General features: G+C 58.2%; 18 protein-coding genes. 17 read left to right on the top strand and 1 reads right to left on the bottom strand.

Annotation, left to right across the window (positions count from 1 at the left end):
* Nucleotides 1-19: 19 nt before the first annotated feature.
* From pseB to pseI, 5 genes are read left to right on the top strand one after another with little or no spacing between them, the layout of a single operon-like run.
* The gene (gene pseB, locus ACWKWM_RS10525; protein ID WP_483846095.1) at nucleotides 20-1,021 is read left to right on the top strand and encodes a UDP-N-acetylglucosamine 4,6-dehydratase (inverting); all 1,002 of its coding nucleotides are present in this window, start codon (nucleotides 20-22) and stop codon (nucleotides 1,019-1,021) included.
* Nucleotides 1,018-2,175, top strand: coding sequence for a UDP-4-amino-4,6-dideoxy-N-acetyl-beta-L-altrosamine transaminase (gene pseC, locus ACWKWM_RS10520; protein ID WP_483846094.1), 1,158 nt, complete (start codon nucleotides 1,018-1,020; stop codon nucleotides 2,173-2,175). The genes pseB and pseC overlap by 4 nt, the downstream gene beginning before the upstream one ends.
* Nucleotides 2,172-2,873 carry a pseudaminic acid cytidylyltransferase gene (pseF, locus tag ACWKWM_RS10515; protein WP_483846093.1) on the top strand — a complete coding sequence of 234 codons (702 nt, stop codon included), beginning with the start codon at nucleotides 2,172-2,174 and terminating at the stop codon, nucleotides 2,871-2,873. The genes pseC and pseF overlap by 4 nt, the downstream gene beginning before the upstream one ends.
* A complete protein-coding gene (gene pseG / locus ACWKWM_RS10510) occupies nucleotides 2,870-4,387 on the top strand; it encodes a UDP-2,4-diacetamido-2,4,6-trideoxy-beta-L-altropyranose hydrolase (protein ID WP_483846092.1) in 1,518 nt (505 codons plus the stop codon). The genes pseF and pseG overlap by 4 nt, the downstream gene beginning before the upstream one ends.
* Nucleotides 4,380-5,432, top strand: a complete 1,053-nt coding sequence (gene pseI / locus ACWKWM_RS10505; RefSeq protein WP_483846091.1) for a pseudaminic acid synthase — start codon at nucleotides 4,380-4,382, stop codon at nucleotides 5,430-5,432. Before pseG ends, pseI begins: the two co-directional genes overlap by 8 nt.
* A gap of 3 nt (nucleotides 5,433-5,435) precedes the next feature.
* Here pseI and ACWKWM_RS10500 read toward each other — a convergent pair whose 3' ends face one another.
* Nucleotides 5,436-6,371, bottom strand: a complete 936-nt coding sequence (locus tag ACWKWM_RS10500; protein ID WP_483846090.1) for a class I SAM-dependent methyltransferase — start codon at nucleotides 6,369-6,371, stop codon at nucleotides 5,436-5,438.
* A 394-nt stretch (nucleotides 6,372-6,765) separates the two neighbouring features.
* Here ACWKWM_RS10500 and ACWKWM_RS10495 point away from each other — a divergent pair, with 394 nt between their 5' ends.
* From ACWKWM_RS10495 to ACWKWM_RS10440, 12 genes are all read left to right on the top strand, one after another.
* A complete protein-coding gene (locus ACWKWM_RS10495) occupies nucleotides 6,766-7,692 on the top strand; it encodes a ketoacyl-ACP synthase III (RefSeq protein WP_483846268.1) in 927 nt (308 codons plus the stop codon).
* A gap of 84 nt (nucleotides 7,693-7,776) precedes the next feature.
* Nucleotides 7,777-9,072: a motility associated factor glycosyltransferase family protein gene (locus ACWKWM_RS10490; protein WP_483846089.1), complete on the top strand. Its 1,296-nt coding sequence runs from the start codon at nucleotides 7,777-7,779 to the stop codon at nucleotides 9,070-9,072.
* Nucleotides 9,069-9,326 carry a hypothetical protein gene (locus ACWKWM_RS10485; protein ID WP_483846088.1) on the top strand — a complete coding sequence of 86 codons (258 nt, stop codon included), beginning with the start codon at nucleotides 9,069-9,071 and terminating at the stop codon, nucleotides 9,324-9,326. Before ACWKWM_RS10490 ends, ACWKWM_RS10485 begins: the two co-directional genes overlap by 4 nt.
* A gap of 309 nt (nucleotides 9,327-9,635) precedes the next feature.
* Nucleotides 9,636-10,769, top strand: a complete 1,134-nt coding sequence (locus ACWKWM_RS10480; RefSeq protein ID WP_483846087.1) for a flagellin N-terminal helical domain-containing protein — start codon at nucleotides 9,636-9,638, stop codon at nucleotides 10,767-10,769.
* Between the two features lie 315 nt (nucleotides 10,770-11,084).
* Nucleotides 11,085-11,933, top strand: coding sequence for a flagellin domain-containing protein (locus ACWKWM_RS10475; RefSeq protein ID WP_483846086.1), 849 nt, complete (start codon nucleotides 11,085-11,087; stop codon nucleotides 11,931-11,933).
* 76 nt (nucleotides 11,934-12,009) lie between these two features.
* Entirely contained in the window at nucleotides 12,010-12,393 is a 384-nt protein-coding gene (locus ACWKWM_RS10470) for a flagellar protein FlaG (RefSeq protein ID WP_483846085.1), read from the top strand.
* A 75-nt stretch (nucleotides 12,394-12,468) separates the two neighbouring features.
* Nucleotides 12,469-13,893: a flagellar filament capping protein FliD gene (gene fliD / locus ACWKWM_RS10465; RefSeq protein WP_483846084.1), complete on the top strand. Its 1,425-nt coding sequence runs from the start codon at nucleotides 12,469-12,471 to the stop codon at nucleotides 13,891-13,893.
* Nucleotides 13,894-14,012: 119 nt separating this feature from the next.
* Entirely contained in the window at nucleotides 14,013-14,393 is a 381-nt protein-coding gene (gene fliS / locus ACWKWM_RS10460; protein WP_483846083.1) for a flagellar export chaperone FliS, read from the top strand.
* Nucleotides 14,394-14,421: 28 nt separating this feature from the next.
* Nucleotides 14,422-14,718: a flagellar protein FliT gene (fliT, locus tag ACWKWM_RS10455; protein ID WP_483846082.1), complete on the top strand. Its 297-nt coding sequence runs from the start codon at nucleotides 14,422-14,424 to the stop codon at nucleotides 14,716-14,718.
* A gap of 169 nt (nucleotides 14,719-14,887) precedes the next feature.
* The gene (locus ACWKWM_RS10450; RefSeq protein ID WP_483846081.1) at nucleotides 14,888-16,363 is read left to right on the top strand and encodes a sigma-54 dependent transcriptional regulator; all 1,476 of its coding nucleotides are present in this window, start codon (nucleotides 14,888-14,890) and stop codon (nucleotides 16,361-16,363) included.
* 254 nt (nucleotides 16,364-16,617) lie between these two features.
* Nucleotides 16,618-17,727 carry a sensor histidine kinase gene (locus ACWKWM_RS10445; protein WP_483846267.1) on the top strand — a complete coding sequence of 370 codons (1,110 nt, stop codon included), beginning with the start codon at nucleotides 16,618-16,620 and terminating at the stop codon, nucleotides 17,725-17,727.
* Nucleotides 17,724-19,142 carry a sigma-54-dependent transcriptional regulator gene (locus ACWKWM_RS10440; protein ID WP_483846080.1) on the top strand — a complete coding sequence of 473 codons (1,419 nt, stop codon included), beginning with the start codon at nucleotides 17,724-17,726 and terminating at the stop codon, nucleotides 19,140-19,142. Before ACWKWM_RS10445 ends, ACWKWM_RS10440 begins: the two co-directional genes overlap by 4 nt.
* Nucleotides 19,143-19,355 lie beyond the last annotated feature (213 nt).

The following is a 19,355-nucleotide window of genomic DNA, read 5'->3' as shown; positions in this document are numbered from 1 at the left end:
ATTGAGAAAAGGTACCGGCATGTTCAACGGCAAATCAGTTTTCATCTCAGGCGCCACCGGTTCGTTCGGACGGATGTTCATTCGCCACTTGCTTGAGCGTTATCAGCCCAAGCGCGTGGTAGTGTTCTCCCGCGACGAGCTCAAGCAGTACGAGATGCAGCAGGAATTCAATGCGCCGTGCATGCGCTATTTCCTGGGTGACGTGCGCGACGCCGACAGGTTGCATCAAGGCATGCGCGGGATCGATTACGTTGTGCACGCCGCCGCCCTCAAGCATGTGCCGGCCGCTGAGTACAACCCTACAGAATTCATTCGCACCAACGTAAACGGCGCAGAGAACATCATTGCTGCGGCGCTTGCCAATGGCGTGAAAAAAGTCATCGCGCTCTCCACCGACAAAGCCGCCAGCCCCATCAACTTGTACGGCGCCACCAAGCTACTGTCGGACAAGCTGTTCGTGGCGGCCAACAACATTGCCGGTGAAGAGCAGACCCGTTTTGCTGTGGTGCGTTACGGTAACGTGGCGGGCTCGCGTGGTTCGATCGTGCCGTTCTTCAGCAAGCTGATCGCCGGCGGCGCCAAGGAATTGCCGATCACTGATGCGCGCATGACGCGCTTCTGGATCACCCTGGACCACGGCGTGGATTTTGTGATGCAGAGCTTTGCCCGCATGCACGGCGGCGAAGTGTTCGTGCCAAAGATTCCCTCTGTGCGCATCGTCGATCTGGCCCGGGCCATGGCAGTTGAATTGCCACACAATTTGGTCGGCATTCGCCCCGGCGAAAAGCTGCATGAGCTGATGGTGCCTCAGGATGACGCACGCATGACCTTTGAGTTCGACGATCACTACACCGTCGCGCCCTCGATTCGCTTCAATAACGTCGACGCTGACTTCAGCCTTGACGCCACCGGCGCCAAAGGTCGTGCAGTGGCAGATGATTTTGAGTACCGCTCTGACACCAACCCGGATTTCCTCTCGATCAGCCAGATCGCCGAGCTGCACGCCGATATCGCGCCATGATTCCCTATGGCCGTCAGAGCCTGGATCAGGCTGACATTGATGCGGTGGTTCAGGTGCTGGAGTCCGACTGGCTGACCCAGGGCCCGACCATCGAGCGTTTCGAAACGGTCATGGCTGCGCGCTGCGAAGCAGGCTTTGGCGTGGCGGTGTGCAACGCCACGGCGGCGTTGCACATTGCCTGTCTGGCGGTGGACCTGGGGCCGGGTGACGCACTGTGGACCAGCCCCAACACCTTTTTGGCATCGGCCAATTGCGCACGTTACTGCGGCGCGGATGTGGACTTTGTCGACATCGATCCACTGACTTGGAATCTGGACGTGGTCGCGCTCAGGCACAAGCTCGAACACGCCGAGCAGGCCGGGACGTTGCCCAAAGTGCTGGTGGCGGTGGCGTTCTCGGGACAGAGCTGCGACATGCGCGCCATTGCCGGCCTGGCCGACCGCTATGGCTTTTCGGTCATTGAAGACGCGTCCCATGCGGTAGGCGCCTCCTATGCCGGGCGCCCGGTGGGCTGTGGCGAGTTCGCCGCCATGACGGTATTCAGTTTTCATCCGGTAAAAATCATCACCAGCGGTGAGGGCGGCCTGGTGCTGACCAATCGCACTGAGCTGGCCGAGCGTCTGCGTTCGTTGCGCAGCCACGGCATGACCCGTGATCCGGCGCAGATGAGCCAGGCAAGCCACGGCCCGTGGTATTACGAGCAGGTCGAGCTGGGTTTCAATTACCGAATCACCGACATCCAGGCCGCGTTGGGCCTTTCGCAGCTAAGCAAGCTCGATGGCTTTTTGGCGCGGCGTCGTGAGCTGGCTGCTCGGTATCAGGCGCTGCTGGCTGACCTGCCACTGACGCTACCCACCGCGCAGGCTGACGCCCAATCGGCGTGGCACCTTTACGTGGTGCGCGTGCAGACCGAGCGTGCGAGTCTGAGTCATCGCCAGGTGTTCGAAGCGTTGCGCGAGGCCGGAATCGGCGTAAACGTGCATTACATTCCGGTTCATCTTCAGCCCTACTACCGCGCTCTGGGCTTCGAGGCGGGGGATTTTCCCGAAGCCGAGGCGTATTACGGTCAGGCGATCAGCCTGCCGATGTACCCGGCCATGACGGATGCTCAGCAGGACGAAGTGATCAGCCGACTGAAGCAGTTGCTGCTGTGAACGCCGTGGCGATCATTCCTGCCCGCGGCGGCAGTCAGCGCATCGCCCGCAAGAACCTGAAGCTGTTCAACGGCCTGCCGATCATCGTCTGGTCGATCCGTGCAGCGCTGGCCAGTGGGTTATTCGAGCGCGTGATCGTCAGCACCGATGATGAAGAGATCGCTCAGGTTGCCCGCGAGCATGGTGCGCAGGTGCCGTTCATGCGTCCAGCAGAACTGGCGGACGCCTTCACCGGGACTGCGGCGGTTATAGAGCACGCCATCGCGGCGCTGGATCAGTCATTCGATTTCGTATGCTGCATTTACGCCACGGCACCGCTGCTCCAGACGCGCTTTCTGCGTCTGGGATTCGAGGCGCTGAACGCTGCGCCGCAGGCCTCTTATGCGTTCTCGGTGTGCAGCTTTGGCTTCCCGGTGCAGCGCGCTTTGCTGATCAATGACGCAGGCACGCTGGCCCCCATGCACCCTGAATACCGCAACGTGCGCTCCCAGGATTTGCCAGCGGCGTATCAGGATGCCGGGCAGTTCTATTGGGGTCGTAGCGAGGCCTGGCTGCGCGGCGATGTGATTTTTTCTGCGCTGAGCGTGCCGGTGGTCCTGCCCCGGCATCTGGTGCAGGACATCGACACCAAAGAGGACTGGCTGCGCGCCGAGTACATGTACGCCGCGCTTAAGGCGGGTGGGGAACTGCAGCCGTGAAAGTCCTGATACGCGCCGACGCCTCGATCTCCATCGGCAGCGGGCACATCGCGCGCTGCATGACCCTGGCCGACGTGCTGCGCAGAGACGGTGCCGAGGTGGTCTTCGCGTGTCGGCAATTGCCGGGCCATTTGCTGCAGCGGCTTGAAGATCAGGGTTTCGTCACCCACGCGTTGCCGGGGGCATATCCACAAGCCACGGTTCAGGATCACCAACCTGACGTTGACATCGAAGCGCCATTGGCGTGGCAAGCGGACATTGATGCGCTGGCGGCTGTGTTAGGCGCACAGGCTTGCTTTGACTGGCTGGTCGTCGACCATTACGGTCTCGATGCGCGCTGGGAAAGCGCTGCTCGGCAGTTCGCCGATCACCTCATGGCGATCGACGATCTGGCCAATAGGCCGCACGCGGTGGACCTGCTGCTGGACCAGAACTTCTCCGCGCAGGTCGTTGATCAGGCCTATGCGCCGTGGATCGGTGCCGAGTGCAAGGCATTGCTCGGACCGCGCTTTGCCTTGTTGCGCGAACAGTTTCACTGCGCGCCGATCGCGATTGGCCCGCAGGTCAAACGAGTAGTGGTTAATTTCGGCGGATTCGACGCCGCGCGGCAGGTTCACAACGCGATGCTCGCGCTCAACGGTTTCCCTGACCTTGAAGTGGACTTCGTGGCAGGCCTGCACAATCCGGACTGGGAGGCGATGAGCAGGCTCGTTGCCGGCCGACCCCACTGGCGTTTGCACGCACTGGTCAGTGATTTTTTCCGATTGCTGCAACAGGCGGATCTGTTCATCGGCGCGGGCGGTGGCACGACATGGGAACGCGCGGCACTGGGTTTGCCGACGATCTGTGTCTCGGTGGCCAACAATCAGGCGCTCAATGCGCAATTGTTGGCGCAGGCCGGGGGGCATCTTTATCTGGGTTTACACCAGCAATTGGATCGCCAACGGCTGATCGACGCCATCGCGGTGATGTGCGCCAACCGCGAGTTGCGTCAGAGTTTTGCCGCGCGCTCCCACGCGCTGGTCGACGGGCTGGGGGCAAGGCGGGTCGCGGCCGCGCTGCAGGCCCCCGTGCTGGCATTGCGTCTGGCGAATGCGCAGGATGCGCGCCTGTTATTCGACGGCCGCAATGCCGAGTCGGTTCGGCGTTGGGCATTCAACGGTGATCTGATCGACTGGGACGTTCATGTGCGTTGGTTCGAGCGGAGTCTGGCCGATGATCAGCGTCTGCTATTGATTGCACAGACCGCCCAAGGGCCGATTGGCGTGCTGCGTTACGATCAGCAAGGCGAGCGCGCCGAAGTGTCCATTTATCTGATGCCGGGCCAGGCAGGATTTGGCTGGGGCAGGGTGCTCCTAGGCAGTGGCGAGCGGTACGTGCGTCGACACTGGCCAAACGTGCGGATTATCGAAGCGCGAGTCATGGCCGACAACGACGTGTCTCTCCAGCTTTTTCGAAAGGCTGGTTACGTGCAGGCCGAATGTTATTTTCAGCGAGTGATCAGCCATGAGTAGTTTCAAGATCGGTTCACGGTCCGTAGGCGACGACTCGCCGCCATTCGTCATTGCCGAGATGAGCGGCAACCACAATCAGTCGCTGGATCAGGCGTTGCGCATCGTCGATGCTGCCGCCAAAGCCGGTGCTCATGCGCTGAAACTGCAAACCTACACCGCCGACACCATGACCCTGGATATCGCGGACGGCGAGTTTTTCATCCAGGACGCCGACAGCCTGTGGGCGGGCTCATCGTTGTATTCGTTGTATGAAAAAGCCCACACGCCTTGGGAGTGGCATGCCCCCATCTTTGAGCGCGCCCAGTCGCTGGGCATGCTGGCGTTCTCCACGCCGTTCGATGAAACCGCAGTGGATTTCCTCGAAAGTCTGGATGTGCCCGCGTACAAGATCGCCAGCTTCGAAAACACCGATATTCCGTTGATCCGTCGAGTGGCTGCCACGGGCAAGCCAATGATCATATCCACCGGCATGGCCAGCATCGCCGAGCTTGACGACAGTGTGCGCGCTGCCCGTGAAGCCGGCTGCCAGGATCTGGTACTGCTCAAGTGCACCAGCACCTACCCGGCGTCACCCCTTAACAGCCATATCCGCACCATCGCCCATATGCGCGATTTGTTCGGTTGTCAGGTTGGGCTGTCCGATCACACCATGGGCGTGGGGGTGTCTGTCGCAGCCGTGGCGATGGGCGCCACGATCATCGAAAAACACTTCACCCTCGACAGGGCTGATGGTGGAGTTGATTCAAGCTTTTCCCTTGAGCCGGCCGAACTCGCAAGCCTTGTGATCGAGACCGAGCGCGCCTGGCAAGGAATGGGTCGTGTGCAGTATGGCGCCACTCAAGCTGAACAAAAGTCACTGGTGTTTCGCCGCTCGTTATACGTGGTCAAGGATGTCGCCGCCGGCGAGATGCTCACTGCCCGCAACGTACGTGCGATCCGTCCGGGGTTGGGTTTGGCGCCTAAACACATCGACGCTGTGCTCGGTCGCAAGGCGCGTCAGGCGATCAAGCGCGGGACGGCGTTGAGTTGGGATGCCGTGCTTTGAGTGCTAGTCCAGAAGGGCTGAAGCCAGCACTGCTGATCTGGACGTCAGCACAGGGATTGATTTGAGTTCAAAGAAACAAAGCCCGGTGCCCTCGGAGTGGTACACGGCGTCCTGCTTTTGCAGCGCCAGATCGGTGCCCGGTACCGAGAAGCGGTCGGTTGCCCGTTCGTAGTTGCGATCAGTCGTCCTTCCTCCCGGCGGGATGATGACGAAGCCCACCGTGGGGTTTAGTGGGTTACTGACGTTTTTAATCGCGATTTGCTCGAGGAGCGTGCCGCCGAGCGCTTCAACGGTCTGCGCCATGTGCTTTATGTAGCCGAGCCGGTCCATGCGTTGCTTGCCTTCATCACTGTTGAGCTCATAACACGGCTCAAAAAGGATGAGGGTTTGCGCCGTTACCCTGAAAAGCTCCGACAGCAACGCGGTCAGTGCGCCACCGTTGGGTTCCAGCGCATGGCTTGAGATCGTCACGCTGATGGATTTGTCTTGAAGGGGGATTTCCGAGATGTCCGCCACGAACGGTACAAGAGCGTCGTAGCCATCGCCCATCACCTCGCGTGCATAGCCCAATCCCTTGTAAACCCTGGACCAGCTGATGTCGAAGGCAAAAACATGCCTGGGTTTGAGGGCCAGGTGGGCCGTGAGCAGGCTCAGCGTGGTGATTTCGCCGGTACCGATGTCGAGCAGGGAATAGCCTTCTTCCACATGACGATCAATGACCTCGGCCATTTCCGCGACGTAGGCCAGCTGTTTCGTGTGATTGTTGCGGGCGTGTTCGATGTAGGTGCCGGCTTGCAAGTCGTAGGCGATTTCGATGATTTGCGGGGTATTGGCGTTCAGGCCTTTTTGTTCGCGCAGCACCTGCGAGACATTCCGGCCTTCGGCGTATGCCTTGCGCGCTGCCAAGAGGTCGAAATATTTAACATTGGCGTCGTTCATTGTGCGTCCCCTGAAACCGGTGAGTTACGTGCTGATATCGTGTCACTTCGTCACGGTGCCCAGCAAGCCGGATACCGTGGCGCCCGGGACTCGGCACTTCACACTCCAGTGACGTCTTGATGTCAATTCCCTGTCTGAAGCTCATTTGAGTCTTGCACGGCACTCGCCGCTCGGCTAAAAGCTTGTAAAACAATTGGTGACCTATGGGTCATAAAGGGCATCTTCACTGTATCGTGCAGTTTGGGTGATGAAGGCATAGGGTTGATTTCAGAGACAATCTGGGGAAAACGCTCTATTGCCGTTGCCATTTTTTTCGGCCACAACCCCCTGATTTTCAATGCCGCGCGCCCTGGCGGGCGGTGATGTCCAGCAAGTTTTTTATTGGGAAGCCATGATGATTGGCATCAAAAGCATAGCGAGTTATGTGCCTGCAGCCGGCGTTGACAATTACGCGCAGGGTGCCAAATTCGGGAAGGATGACGAGTTCATCCTCGGCAAGATCGGTTCTGCTTTTCTGCCACGCAAAGACGACGCTCAAGAGACCTCCGACCTGTGCGTCGAAGCCGTCAACGCGTTGTTCGCTAACAATCCTGATCTCAAGCGCGAGTCCATCGACGCGCTGATCGTCGTCACGCAGAACGGCGACGAAGAAGGCCTGCCGCACACCGCAGCCATCGTTCAGGACAAACTGGGCCTGCCGACCCATGTGGCTGCGTTCGATATTTCCCTGGGTTGCTCGGGTTATGTGTACGGCATCTACGCGCTCAAGGGCTTCATGGAAGCCGCGGGCCTGAAGAACGGCTTGCTGGTCACCGCCGACCCTTACTCCAAGATCGTCGACCCCGAAGACCGCAACACCACCATGCTCTTCGGCGACGCCGCCACGGCCACCTGGATGGGCGAAGACGCTCCATGGCAGCTGGGCAAGGCCAAGTTCGGCACCGACGGTTCCGGCGCGCCGTTCCTGAAAACCAGCAACGGCGTGTTCTTCATGAACGGCCGTCAGGTCTTCAACTTCGCACTGCTCAAGGTCCCGGCGCATTTGCATGAACTGCTGGAGGAGTCGGGTCTGCAATCGTCCGACATCGACGCGTTCTGCATCCACCAGGGCAGCGCCGCCATCGTCGACGCCGTAGCGCGCCGCTTTGAAGGCGAGCCAGAGAAGTTCCTGAAAGACATGCTCGAGACCGGCAACACCGTCTCATCAAGCATCCCGCTGCTGCTGGAAAAACACGTGATCGCTTCCAAGTGGAAGCGTATTGCGGTCAGTGGGTTTGGCGTGGGCTTGTCATGGGGCTCGGCGATCATCTATCGTCCTTGACCTGACGAGCGACCCTGAACGGCGACCTGATCATCAGGTCGCCGTTTTGCTTTTGGTGCCGATCACACTCCATGGATAGCGGTGATGAGCGAAATCTTTGAGCGCAACTGCGCTGTCCTTGAAAAACGCTGGCCCCAAGTGCTGCAGCGCCTGCTCGGCGAGGACGTCGAGTCAGTTGCCGTTGAGCTGGTGGAAGGTCGCACGCCAACCCTGAGCGTGTCCGGCATCCAGCTGACCAGTCGCCATGACCGGCTCAAGGAAGCACAGCTTCAGGCAGACAGCCTGCCTGCCAACGCCGCGCAAGTGCATGTCTACGGTACCGGCCTGGGCGACTTGCCCCGGGTGCTGTTGGCTTCAACGTCCCTTCAGCGGCTGCATGTTCATATTCTCAACGGCGCCTTGTTCGCTATCGTCCTCAATTTGCTTGAGCAGGAAGACTGGCTCTCCGACCCAAGGGTCACGCTTGGGTATGCCGGCGACGAGGCTGAAATCAGACTGCCGTTTTTCGCATTACCTGCCGAGCTGGTGCTGGCCGACGACTCCAGTGCGCGAATCAGGGATCGGTTGGTCAGCGAAGTGCATCTTGGTTTCAGCAATCTGGGGTTCGATCCCCAGGCCGAGGATAACCAGCGGCATCTTCAGCAGGGACTTGCGCTACTGCAAAGCGACACTGACGTGCGCGCACTGTTCGGCACTCAGGTCGGCCGGGAGGTGTTCATCATCGCCACCGGACCCAGCCTGCAGCAACACCTGCCACGGTTGCGCGCGACCCGGGATGCACCTGAGCGACCACTCTTGATCTGTGTCGACACTGCGCTCGTTCCCCTGCGCCAACACGGCATCGACCCTGATTTTGTGGTCAGCATCGATCATCACATCACCGCCCGACACCTGGTGCCCGAGAACACTGCACACATCACGCTGGTGTACCTACCCCGACTGGATGAAAAAGTCCTCAGTGCCTGGCAGGGTCCTCGGTATGTCGGTTACTCGAACAGCCCGATGTATGAGCAGATTCGCCAGCAAACACCCCGGGGAGTCTTGTTTGCTGGCGGCAGTGTGATTCATCCGGCGATCGATCTGGCGGTGCAGATGGGCGCTGCCCGCATCACCCTGTTCGGCGCCGACTTTGCCTTCCCTGGCGATAAAACTCACACGGGCTGGAAAGACGGCGACTTGGGGCCGGCAGCGAACATCTCTCGGCATTGGGTCATGGACGGGCGGGGCAACAAGGTGAAAACCCAACTCAACTTTCGCGGTTACCTGATCGCGCTTGAGCGCTACATCGCCCGGCATCCCGAGGTTAGTTTCTTCAACACGAGCCGCGACGGCGCACTGATTGTCGGCACCACCTTCGACCCGGACTGGACTGCGCCATGATTGCCTCTACCAGCATCATCACCGAGGCCCGCCGCTGCGCCGACCTTTTCCGACTGGGCCGCGACATCGAAGCCGGTCTCGTTATGGTCGAACTGATCGATACAGCCATGCCGCTCTTCGCCACGCGCCCAACCGCCGAGCAACATGCCTGCAGCCAAGTGCTCGGCGCAATCCTGGACTGTCAGGAACGGCAGGACTGGATTGGATTGGCGGATTGGCTGGAGGTTGAGTTTGTGAGGGTGTTGGAACATTAGTATTTAGCCAGTGACGCACTAATAAAAGAAACTTCCTACAGTGCGCGGTTACCAGCTTTAAATAACGGCTCAGGCGAATATTGCCTGGGCTTTTTTTATTGAAATTATTTAACAATTATGCAACTGCAACAATGGCGAGAAGTTACGCGATTTTTTATCCGACATCTGTCGTGATGGCGCAGCTTTGAAGTGTTGAGTACGGTTAAAGCCGGTTTGTGATTCGTCGATAACGAAGTTGTAGGTTTTCTGGGCGACATGGATGTCACCTGTTTCGGAAAACCAGCCGTTTCCAATACGAGGGATCTTAAAATGGCTTTAACCGTTAATACCAATATTGCTTCGTTGTCTGTTCAGCGGAATTTGAACAGATCTTCCGATTCGCTGAGCACATCCATGACGCGCTTGTCATCAGGGCTTCGAATCAATACTGCCAAGGACGATGCTGCGGGAATGCAGCTGGCAACACGCCTCACTACTCAGATTCGCGGGCTGACCGTCGCAACTCGGAATGCAGGCGCTGCAATTTCGATTATTCAAACGGCGGAAGGCGCACTGGATCAGTCTTTGAATAATTTACAGCGGATGCGTGATCTTGCTATGCAGGCAGCTAACGCCGATAAGGGGCCTAACGAACGTAACGCACTTAATGCAGAATTTCAAAAGCTCAATGCCGAAGTTACACGTCTCGCTAAAGGAACGACCTTTGGTGCAGAACTTAATCTTTTGGATGGTAGTGCGGGAGAAATGAGCTTTCAAATCGGCGCGAACGTAGGGGTGACCGAAAAAATAAGCCTGACGCTCGGTAAGGATTTCTCATCGAGCACGCTTCTCGCTGCAACAGAGGATCGGCCACTAGTCGCTGGGGATCTTACAACGTCGGGGCAGAAGCAAGTGACAAAGGGTGACTACACTCCCTTATCTATTGACGGATCTGGATTTAGAAACACTGTCAATACTGTGACGCAACCCATGAAAGATAACGTGGAAACAGCCACGACCGGTCTCGCAGCAGCTGAAGCAGCGTATGCAAATCTTTCCGCCCCGCCGACTGCCGCTGATGAGCAAACACTGGCAGATGCGAGGAAAAAGTTGACCGACGAGAGAAAGATTCTTTCCGACGCCGAAAAGTCAGATTCAACGCTAAACAGGGCCGCCCGAATCGAGAACATCGAGTACACCGTCAGGATTCTTGATAATGCGATTGGTGAAATCAACAGTGCGCGTGCAGACCTGGGTGCCAATCAGAACCGGATGATGAGTGCTATGGAAAACCTGCAAAACATGACAAAAAACGCCACCGCCTCCCGTGGGCAGATAGAAGACGTCGACTTCGCCGCCGAAACCGCCGAGCTGACCAAGCAGCAAACCCTGCAACAGGCCTCAACTGCTGTCCTGGCGCAGGCCAATCAGTTGCCGGCGGCGGTGCTCAAGCTGTTGCAATAACGCTTCATCGCTCTTTAACAACTTCATCCGTTTCTTCGCTGCATGATGAATCCCAGACATCCTCACCGGGGTGTCTGGTTTAAAACTCTTTGTTCGACAGGGGGTTAGCGTCGTGATTAAAGCTTGAAGGGATTGCGCCGAAACCATAGGTATCCCCCGTCAAAAGCAGGGGTGGCGCTCTGGTGGCAAATAAATTTGAAATTGCCCTCAAGCTCCTTGCAGATACGACGATAACTATTACGAAGGTTCTCTAGGCCAACCCGGCAGTTGCCAGGGCCGGAAAGCCGCAGTACCCAAATCATTGAGGAATTCATCATGTCTTTAGGCGTAAACACCAACGTTGCTTCCCTGTCTGTTCAGAAGAACCTGGGCAAAGCTAGCGACGCTCTGGCAACTTCGATGCAGCGCCTGTCTTCCGGCCTGAAAATCAACAGCGCTAAAGATGACGCCGCTGGTCTGCAGATCGCAACTCGCGAAACCGCTCAAATCCGTGGTCAAACAGTAGCAATCAAGAACGCCAACGATGGTATCTCGATGGCTCAGACTGCTGAAGGCGCTCTGCAAGAATCTACCAACATTCTGCAACGTATGCGTGAACTGGCTGTTCAGTCGCGAAACGACACTAACGGTTCTGCTGACCGTGTGGCTCTGAACGCTGAATTCGCTCAGATGTCCGACGAACTTACCCGTATCTCGGCGTCGACCAACCTGAACGGCAAAAATCTGCTGGACGGTTCGGCCGGAACCATGCAACTGCAAGTAGGTTCGGACACTGGTTCAGCTAACCGTATCAATCTGGTACTGAGCAGCAAATTTGACGCAGCTTCTCTGTCGGTCGCCAGCGGCTCGGTTGCTATCTCAGGCACAAGCGCTACCGCTTCGGGCAACATCGACAACGCAATCACTGCAATTGACGCTGCTCTCGCAGCTATCAACAGCACCCGTGCAAACCTGGGTGCTTCGCAAAACCGTCTGACCAGTACTATCTCCAACCTGCAAAACGTCAACGAAAACGCCACCGCTGCACTGGGTCGTATTCAAGACACCGACTTCGCAGCTGAGACCGCTAACCTGACCAAGCAGCAAACTCTGCAACAAGCTTCCACCGCTGTTCTGGCACAGGCCAACCAACTGCCATCCTCTGTACTGAAACTGCTTCAGTAATAACGGATAAAGGTTTTGGCGGGGGCGCGTGCTTGGCATGCTCCTCCGCTTTTTTACTTTGTAGAGGTCAACAGACATGGATATGAGCGTAAAGCTGAGCTTGTCTTACCCTGTGGTGCAACCTGCTTCTGCTGGCGTTGATACCCTGGCTGCGGTGCCTCCCGTCGTTCGAGCACCCACCGAACCTAAGTCGGCGGACTCGAATGCCAACGCAGGTAAAAACTCGGAATCCGAAAACTCGGACGCCTTGAAAACCGCGGTCCAGGAAATCCAGAAGTTTGTACAGTCAGCGCGGCGCAACCTGGAGTTTTCGATCGACGAAGCTTCCGGCAAAGTTGTGGTCAAGGTCATCGCCAGTGAAACGGGTGAAGTAGTTCGGCAGTTACCTTCGGCCGAAGCCCTGAAAATTGCAGACAGTCTGCATAACGCACACAGTCTGTTGTTCAACGCAAAAGTTTAATGGCATGAATTATGTACGCCGCTCTTTTGAGCACTGATGTAGTCAAAAGATTGACACTACTGAAAGGAGATTCAGATGGCTAGTCCAATTACTCCCTCAACCGGTCTGGGTTCCGGTCTCGCGATTGGCGACATCGTAAGTGCCCTTGTGACCGCAGACACCTTGGCTAAGACGACCCAGATCAGCACGCAGACCAAACTTGTTACGACCAGGCTATCGGGCATCGGCACGCTGCAAAGCGCGATGGATGCCTTCCAGGCTTCAATGAAAAAGCTTGGAGATACAACCTCTCCTGCGTTTGCAGGGTATGCGGCGACGTCTTCTAAACCTGATGCCATGACCGTCACTTCCGACAACTCGGCGGTGCCGGGCACCTACAACATTGCGGTGACAAACATCGCCACCAGCTCGAAGGTTGCTTCCGCAGCGTTCAAGGACGGTGCCACTAGTGCCATTCTGAGTGGTGACTTTTCCATCACTCAAAATGATATTACGACCAAGTTCGTTGTCCCCGAAGGTTCCACCCTTCAGTCACTTGCCAAGCAGATCAACGCGCAAAGCACGACCACCAATATCAGTGCCAACATCATTACTGACAGCAACGGCTCACGCTTGGTGTTGGGCTCTACGGCCACGGGTGCAGGCACTGAAATCACTGCCAGCGGTATCACCGGGCTGACGATCGGTGGCGGCAAGCTCGATACCACTGATTCGACGAGCTCTGGTTATCTGGGCGCGATTCCGAAGGACGCCGTGTTCAGCATTGATGGTATGCAGATCACAAGCCCGACCAATTCGGTAAAGGGAGCACTGGGCGGCGTCTCCATGACGTTGTTGGCCGATAATTCCACGTCGACGATCACCGTTGCGACGAATAAAGATGGCTTGAAGACCTCACTGCAAGCTTTCGTCGATTCCTACAATGCGGTAGTCAAGGCCATTGCGACGGTAACCAAAGCCACCGTCAGTGAGACGCCGGACCCTACGACAGGTGCAACCGTTACGCCTGCGGCATTGACCGGCGACTCGATGCCGCGCTCGATTCTGTCTGCGATGCGCAAAGAACTGGTGACTTCGGGGCCAGGCACAGAGCTGTCGGTGCTGTCGCAGTTGGGCATTACTACCGGGCAGACGGACGGTACGTTGACGCTGGATTCGACCAAGTTTGACAAGGCCATGAGCACTGGCAATCTGGGGGGCGAGGTGCAGCAGCTGTTCAGCGGCACCGACAGCACCAACGGTCTGCTGTCGCGTATGACTGCAGCACTTACTCCGTACACTGAGACCGGCGGCATTCTGGATACGCGGACAACGAGTCTGAACAAGCAGAGCAATGATCTGCAAAATCAGAAGACAGCCCTGGATTTGCGGACGACCACCCTGACCGCTACGTTAACCGCCAAGTACAACGCGATGGACTTGTTGGTTGGGCAATTGAAGGCTTCGGCGAGTAGTATTACGTCGTTCTTCGATACGCTCAATGCGCAGCAATCCAGCTGATTTTTGGCTGTGAAACCAAAGACCCGGCCGCTGCCGGGTTTTTGGCATGTGGACTAAAGTTTGTCGGTACGGCGTCGATAACAAAGTTATACGAATTTTAAGTTGTGTGAGGAAAGAACATGAACCGGATGGCAGCCCTTCGGCAGTATCAGAAGGTCAATTCCCACGCCCAGACATCCGAGGCCACGCCTCATCGGCTGGTGCAGATGTTGATGGAAACCGGCCTTGCCCGGATCGCTCAGGCCAAAGGTGCAATCGACCGCAAGGACATCCCCGCCAAGGGCATGCTGATCGGCAAGGCGATTGAGATCATCGGTGGTCTGCGTGAAGGCCTGGATATGGAAAAACAAGCCAAGGCCCTGGCCTCGGTCGACAATCTTTATCTGTACATGAGCCAACGTCTGGCGCAAGCCAATATCAAATCCGACCCGGTCATTCTCGATGAGGTCAGCGGCCTGCTCCTCACCGTCAAAGAAGGCTGGGACGCAATCGCGCCGTAATGCCAACCTGCGTCACCAGGAGAACACCATGACTGCCGCACTCCAGCGAATCGAACAAACCCGTGAAGCGTTAAGCAATGCCTTGGCTGAACGAGATTGGGAGGCGATTGGCAAGCTTGATCTGGCCTGCCGCGCCTGTGTCGATGAGGTCATCAGCGAGCCCGTAGAGCACCGACCCGCGCTGCGCAGCAATCTGGAAGAACTTCTTGGCGTGTACAAGCAATTGATAGATATTGCGACAGGAGAGCGTCAAGCAATTGCCGATGAAATGTCTCAGATGCAGCGAGCGAAAAACGCTGCAAAGGTTTACCATCTGTTCGGTTGACGCTGGGTTGAACGAAAAAGATTGTGCGCCATAAATTTGACTGTGTACGGTTTTTTGACTTAACTAGTGATGTTCACTAATTTCTGGGTTTCTGTAGAGCCATCTGGCCATAGAATGCCAAGCTTGCCCGCGTGATGGGCATCGAGTTGACTAGGGAAGTTGCTATTGCATGTGGCGTGAAATCAAAATTCTGCTAATCGATGACGATAGCCAGCGCCGCCGTGACATGGCGGTCATTCTGAACTTTCTCGGTGATGAGAACCTGTCCTGCTCCAGCACTGACTGGCAACAGGTGGTCGGCTCCCTGACATCGACTCGGGAAGTCCTCTGCGTCATGGTCGGCACGGTCGCCGGGCCTGGAAGTCTGCAGGGCTTGCTCAAGACCATCGCCGCCTGGGACGAGTTTCTTCCGGTGTTGCTCATGGGCGAACACTCGTCCGCCGAGCTGTCCGACGACCTGCGCCGACGTGTGCTGTCTACCGTCGAGATGCCGCCCAGCTACAGCAAACTCCTTGATTCGCTGCACCGCGCTCAGGTCTATCGTGAAATGTACGATCAGGCCCGCGAGCGGGGTCGCCAGCGTGAACCCAATCTTTTCCGCAGCCTCGTAGGCACCAGCCGCGCCATCCAGCACGTTCGCCAGATGATGCAGCAAGTGGCCGACACCGACGCCAGTGTGTTGATCCTCGGCGAGTCGGGCACAGGCAAGGAAGTGGTCGCGCGTAATCTGCATTACCACTCTAAGCGTCGCGACGGGCCATTTGTGCCGGTCAACTGCGGCGCCATCCCGGCCGAGCTCCTCGAAAGCGAGTTGTTCGGACACGAGAAGGGCGCGTTCACTGGCGCAATCACCAGCCGTGCCGGCCGCTTCGAGCTGGCCAACGGCGGTACGTTGTTCCTTGATGAAATCGGTGACATGCCGCTGCCGATGCAGGTCAAGCTGTTGCGCGTGTTGCAGGAGCGCACGTTTGAACGCGTGGGTAGCAACAAGACCCAAAGCGTTGACGTTCGCATCATCGCCGCGACCCACAAGAATCTCGAAGAGATGATCGTCACGGGCACCTTCCGTGAAGACCTTTATTACCGCCTCAACGTGTTCCCGATCGAAATGGCGCCGCTGCGTGAGCGCGTCGAGGACATCCCGTTGCTGATGAACGAACTCATCTCACGGATGGAACACGAAAAGCGCGGCTCGATCCGTTTTAACTCGGCGTCGATCATGTCCCTGTGCCGCCACGCCTGGCCTGGCAACGTGCGCGAGCTGGCAAATCTCGTCGAGCGCATGGCGATCATGCACCCGTATGGCGTGATCGGCGTGATTGAGCTGCCGAAGAAGTTTCGTTACGTTGATGACGAAGACGAGCAACTGGTCGACAGCCTGCGCACCGATCTTGAAGAGCGCGTGGCGATCAACGGCCACACGCCGAACTTCGCCTCCACCGCCATGCTGCCGCCTGAAGGCCTGGACCTCAAAGACTACCTGGGTGGTCTTGAACAGGGCTTGATTCAGCAGGCGCTCGATGACGCCAATGGCATCGTGGCCCGGGCCGCTGAACGTCTGCGCATTCGCCGCACCACGCTGGTTGAGAAGATGCGCAAGTACGGGATGAGTCGCCGCGAAGGCGAGGATCAGCTCGACGACTGACATCAGTTTGACGCGTCAAAAATAAGCCTCTGAATTTTCAGGGGTTTTTTTTCGGCACGAGGATTGCTATGTCTCTTGCAACCTACCGTTTCACTGACGGTCCGTCACGCGAGAGATGATTTATGCCTCAGGCCGCCCAGAAGTCTTCCCAGCCCGCTTCCACCCCCGGCTCGGAAATTGGTTTAGCAGTGCAGCCGTCCCTTGAGCTGGAGAGTCGCCAGGGCCTTGAACAAGCGTTTTCGCTGTTCAACCAAATGTCGACCCAGCTCAACGATTCCTACAGTTTGCTTGAAGCGCGGGTCACCGAGCTCAAAGGCGAGCTCGCGGTGGTCAGTGCCCAGCGCATGCAGGAACTGGCGGAAAAAGAGCGCCTGGCCAATCGTCTGCAGCACCTGCTTGAGGTATTGCCCGGTGGCGTGATCGTGATCGACGGCACGGGGATGGTCCGCGAAGCCAACCCGGCGGCGTTCGATCTGCTGGGCCAGCCGCTGATTGGCATGCTTTGGCGGCAGGTGATTACTCGCTGTTTCGCTCCTCGTGAAGACGACGGCCACGAAGTGTCGCTCAAGGATGGCCGTCGCTTGTCCATCTCGACGCGCTCGCTGGGTGCCGAGCCCGGTCAGTTGCTGCTGCTCAATGATTTGACCGAAACCCGCCAGTTACAGGGTCAATTGGCACGCCACGAGCGTCTGTCTTCGCTGGGCCGCATGGTGGCCTCGTTGGCCCATCAGATCCGCACGCCGTTGTCTGCCGCGATGATTTACGCCAGTCATCTGGCTGAACAAGTGCTTCCCGCTGAAACCCAGCAGCGCTTTGCCGGACGCTTGAAAGAGCGTCTGCACGAGCTGGAGCATCAGGTGCGCGACATGCTGGTATTCGCCCGTGGTGAATTGCCGCTGAACGACCGCGTGACGCCTGCCGCTCTGTTTGAAGCACTGGAAACGGCCGCGCAGACCCACGTGCAGGACGTGACCGTGCGCTGGCAATGTGACCCCGCCGATGGCGAATTGCTGTGCAACCGCGACACGCTGGTGGGCGCGATGCTCAATTTGATCGAAAACGCCGTACAGGCCAGCCCGACAAACTCTCGCATCAAGGTGCATGCCTACAGCCGTGGCGACACCCTGCGCCTGTGCATCAGTGATAACGGCAGCGGCATTGACGCTCAAGCGCTGGCGCGCATCGGCGAGCCGTTCTTCACCACCAAAACCACCGGCACCGGTCTGGGGCTGGCGGTAGTGATGGCGGTGACGCGCGCGCATCAGGGGCAGGTGAAATACCTGTCGCGGCCAGGTCGTGGCACCTGCGCTGTGGTATCGCTACCGCTGATTCCTGCGACGCGAGCTGCGAGTTTTTCGTCATGACGCTCAAGGTGCTGCTGGTCGAGGATGACCCATCCCTGCGTGAAGCGCTCGGTGAAACCCTGCTGTTGGCCGGGTATGAATACCAGGCCGTCGGCTCGGCCGAAGACGCACTGATCGCGGCGAGAAAGCACTCCTTCAGTCTGGTGGTCAGCGACGTCAACATGCCAGGCATGGACGGGCACCAATTATTGAGTCAGTTACGCAGTCGATACCCGCAATTGCCGGTGCTGCTGATGACCGCTCACGGCGCCGTCGAGCGAGCCGTGGATGCGATGCGCCAGGGCGCGGCGGATTATCTGGTCAAACCGTTTGAGCCCAAGGCGTTGCTGGCGCTGGTGGCGCGTCACGCGCTGGGCCGACTGGGCCCGGCAGATGGCGAAGGACCGATTGCGGTCGAGCCTGCCAGCGTTCAGTTGCTGAGCCTGGCGAGCCGCGTGGCCAAGAGTGATTCCACGGTGTTGATTTCCGGCGAGTCGGGCACCGGCAAAGAAGTGCTGGCGCGGTTCATCCATCAGCAGTCTCCCCGTGCCGACAAGCCGTTCATCGCGATCAATTGCGCGGCGATTCCGGACAACATGCTCGAAGCCACCTTGTTCGGCCATGAAAAGGGCTCGTTCACCGGCGCCATCGCGGCGCAGGCGGGCAAGTTCGAGCAGGCGGACGGCGGCACTATTTTGCTCGATGAGATTTCCGAAATGCCCATGGGCTTGCAGGCCAAGCTGCTGCGGGTGTTGCAGGAGCGTGAAGTGGAGCGGGTCGGGGCGCGTAAACCTATCGCTCTGGATATACGCGTGCTGGCAACCACCAATCGCGATCTGGCGGGCGAGGTGGCAGCGGGGCGCTTTCGTGAAGATTTGTTTTATCGGCTCTCGGTGTTTCCGCTGGCGTGGCAGTCCCTGCGTCAGCGTCCCGCCGACATTCTGCCGTTGGCCGAGCGCTTGATGGCCAGGCACGTCAATAAAATGAAGCACGCGCCGGTTCGTTTTTCGGCTCAGGCGCAGGCGTGTCTTGTGGGTTATGCCTGGCCGGGCAATGTGCGTGAGCTGGACAACGCCATTCAGCGTGCGTTGATCCTGCAGCAGGGCGGCGTGATTCAGGCCGAGGATTTTTGCCTGGCTGGCCCGATTACCTTCGCGCCGGTGGTCAATGCAGTGGCGCCTCAACCGTTGACGTCATCAGCCTTCAGCGCCAGCGATACGGCGCCACTGGAAGCGGGAGCCGGGGAGGCGGGCGCGCTGGGTGAAGACCTGCGCCGGCGCGAGTTCCAGATGATCATCGATACGCTGCGTGCCGAGCGCGGCCGCCGCAAAGAAGCCGCCGAACGGCTGGGTATCAGCCCGCGTACATTGCGCTACAAGCTGGCGCAGATGCGTGATGCGGGGATGGATGTCGAAGGGTATTTGTTCGCCAGTTAATCTCCCGCCGCTCAGACCTCTCTTCGGCTATCTGACGTGAGAGCGGACCCGTCCGCGAAGACTGATGTTCAGCCGCTGAAGGTGCGCTGGATGTACCGACCCCTTCGCGGACAGGTCCGCTCCCACGGGGTTTGCGTCAACTCCCACTTGCGCCGCGTCATCTATTTAACGTGGGAGCGGACCCGTCCGCGAAGACTGATGTTCAGCCGCTGA

It is taken from the genome of Pseudomonas rosaeacicularis (assembly GCF_057128745.1).
The sequence above is the reverse complement of the archived record's forward strand: the minus strand, read 5'-3'. Positions and strand labels throughout refer to the sequence as shown.

Bases quoted from the DNA above. Each gene is read 5' to 3' on its own strand.
- ACWKWM_RS10450 (WP_483846081.1), top strand. From the start codon at position 14,888: ATGTGGCGTGAAATCAAAATTCTGCTAATCGATGACGATAGCCAGCGC.
- ACWKWM_RS10445 (WP_483846267.1), top strand. From the start codon at position 16,618: ATGTCGACCCAGCTCAACGATTCCTACAGTTTGCTTGAAGCGCGGGTC.
- fliD (WP_483846084.1), top strand. From the start codon at position 12,469: ATGGCTAGTCCAATTACTCCCTCAACCGGTCTGGGTTCCGGTCTCGCG.
- pseI (WP_483846091.1), top strand. From the start codon at position 4,380: ATGAGTAGTTTCAAGATCGGTTCACGGTCCGTAGGCGACGACTCGCCG.
- ACWKWM_RS10495 (WP_483846268.1), top strand. From the start codon at position 6,766: ATGATTGGCATCAAAAGCATAGCGAGTTATGTGCCTGCAGCCGGCGTT.
- ACWKWM_RS10500 (WP_483846090.1), bottom strand. From the start codon at position 6,371: ATGAACGACGCCAATGTTAAATATTTCGACCTCTTGGCAGCGCGCAAG.
- pseB (WP_483846095.1), top strand. From the start codon at position 20: ATGTTCAACGGCAAATCAGTTTTCATCTCAGGCGCCACCGGTTCGTTC.
- fliT (WP_483846082.1), top strand. From the start codon at position 14,422: ATGACTGCCGCACTCCAGCGAATCGAACAAACCCGTGAAGCGTTAAGC.
- ACWKWM_RS10490 (WP_483846089.1), top strand. From the start codon at position 7,777: ATGAGCGAAATCTTTGAGCGCAACTGCGCTGTCCTTGAAAAACGCTGG.
- pseC (WP_483846094.1), top strand. From the start codon at position 1,018: ATGATTCCCTATGGCCGTCAGAGCCTGGATCAGGCTGACATTGATGCG.
- ACWKWM_RS10470 (WP_483846085.1), top strand. From the start codon at position 12,010: ATGGATATGAGCGTAAAGCTGAGCTTGTCTTACCCTGTGGTGCAACCT.
- fliS (WP_483846083.1), top strand. From the start codon at position 14,013: ATGAACCGGATGGCAGCCCTTCGGCAGTATCAGAAGGTCAATTCCCAC.
- ACWKWM_RS10480 (WP_483846087.1), top strand. From the start codon at position 9,636: ATGGCTTTAACCGTTAATACCAATATTGCTTCGTTGTCTGTTCAGCGG.
- ACWKWM_RS10440 (WP_483846080.1), top strand. From the start codon at position 17,724: ATGACGCTCAAGGTGCTGCTGGTCGAGGATGACCCATCCCTGCGTGAA.
- ACWKWM_RS10475 (WP_483846086.1), top strand. From the start codon at position 11,085: ATGTCTTTAGGCGTAAACACCAACGTTGCTTCCCTGTCTGTTCAGAAG.
- ACWKWM_RS10485 (WP_483846088.1), top strand. From the start codon at position 9,069: ATGATTGCCTCTACCAGCATCATCACCGAGGCCCGCCGCTGCGCCGAC.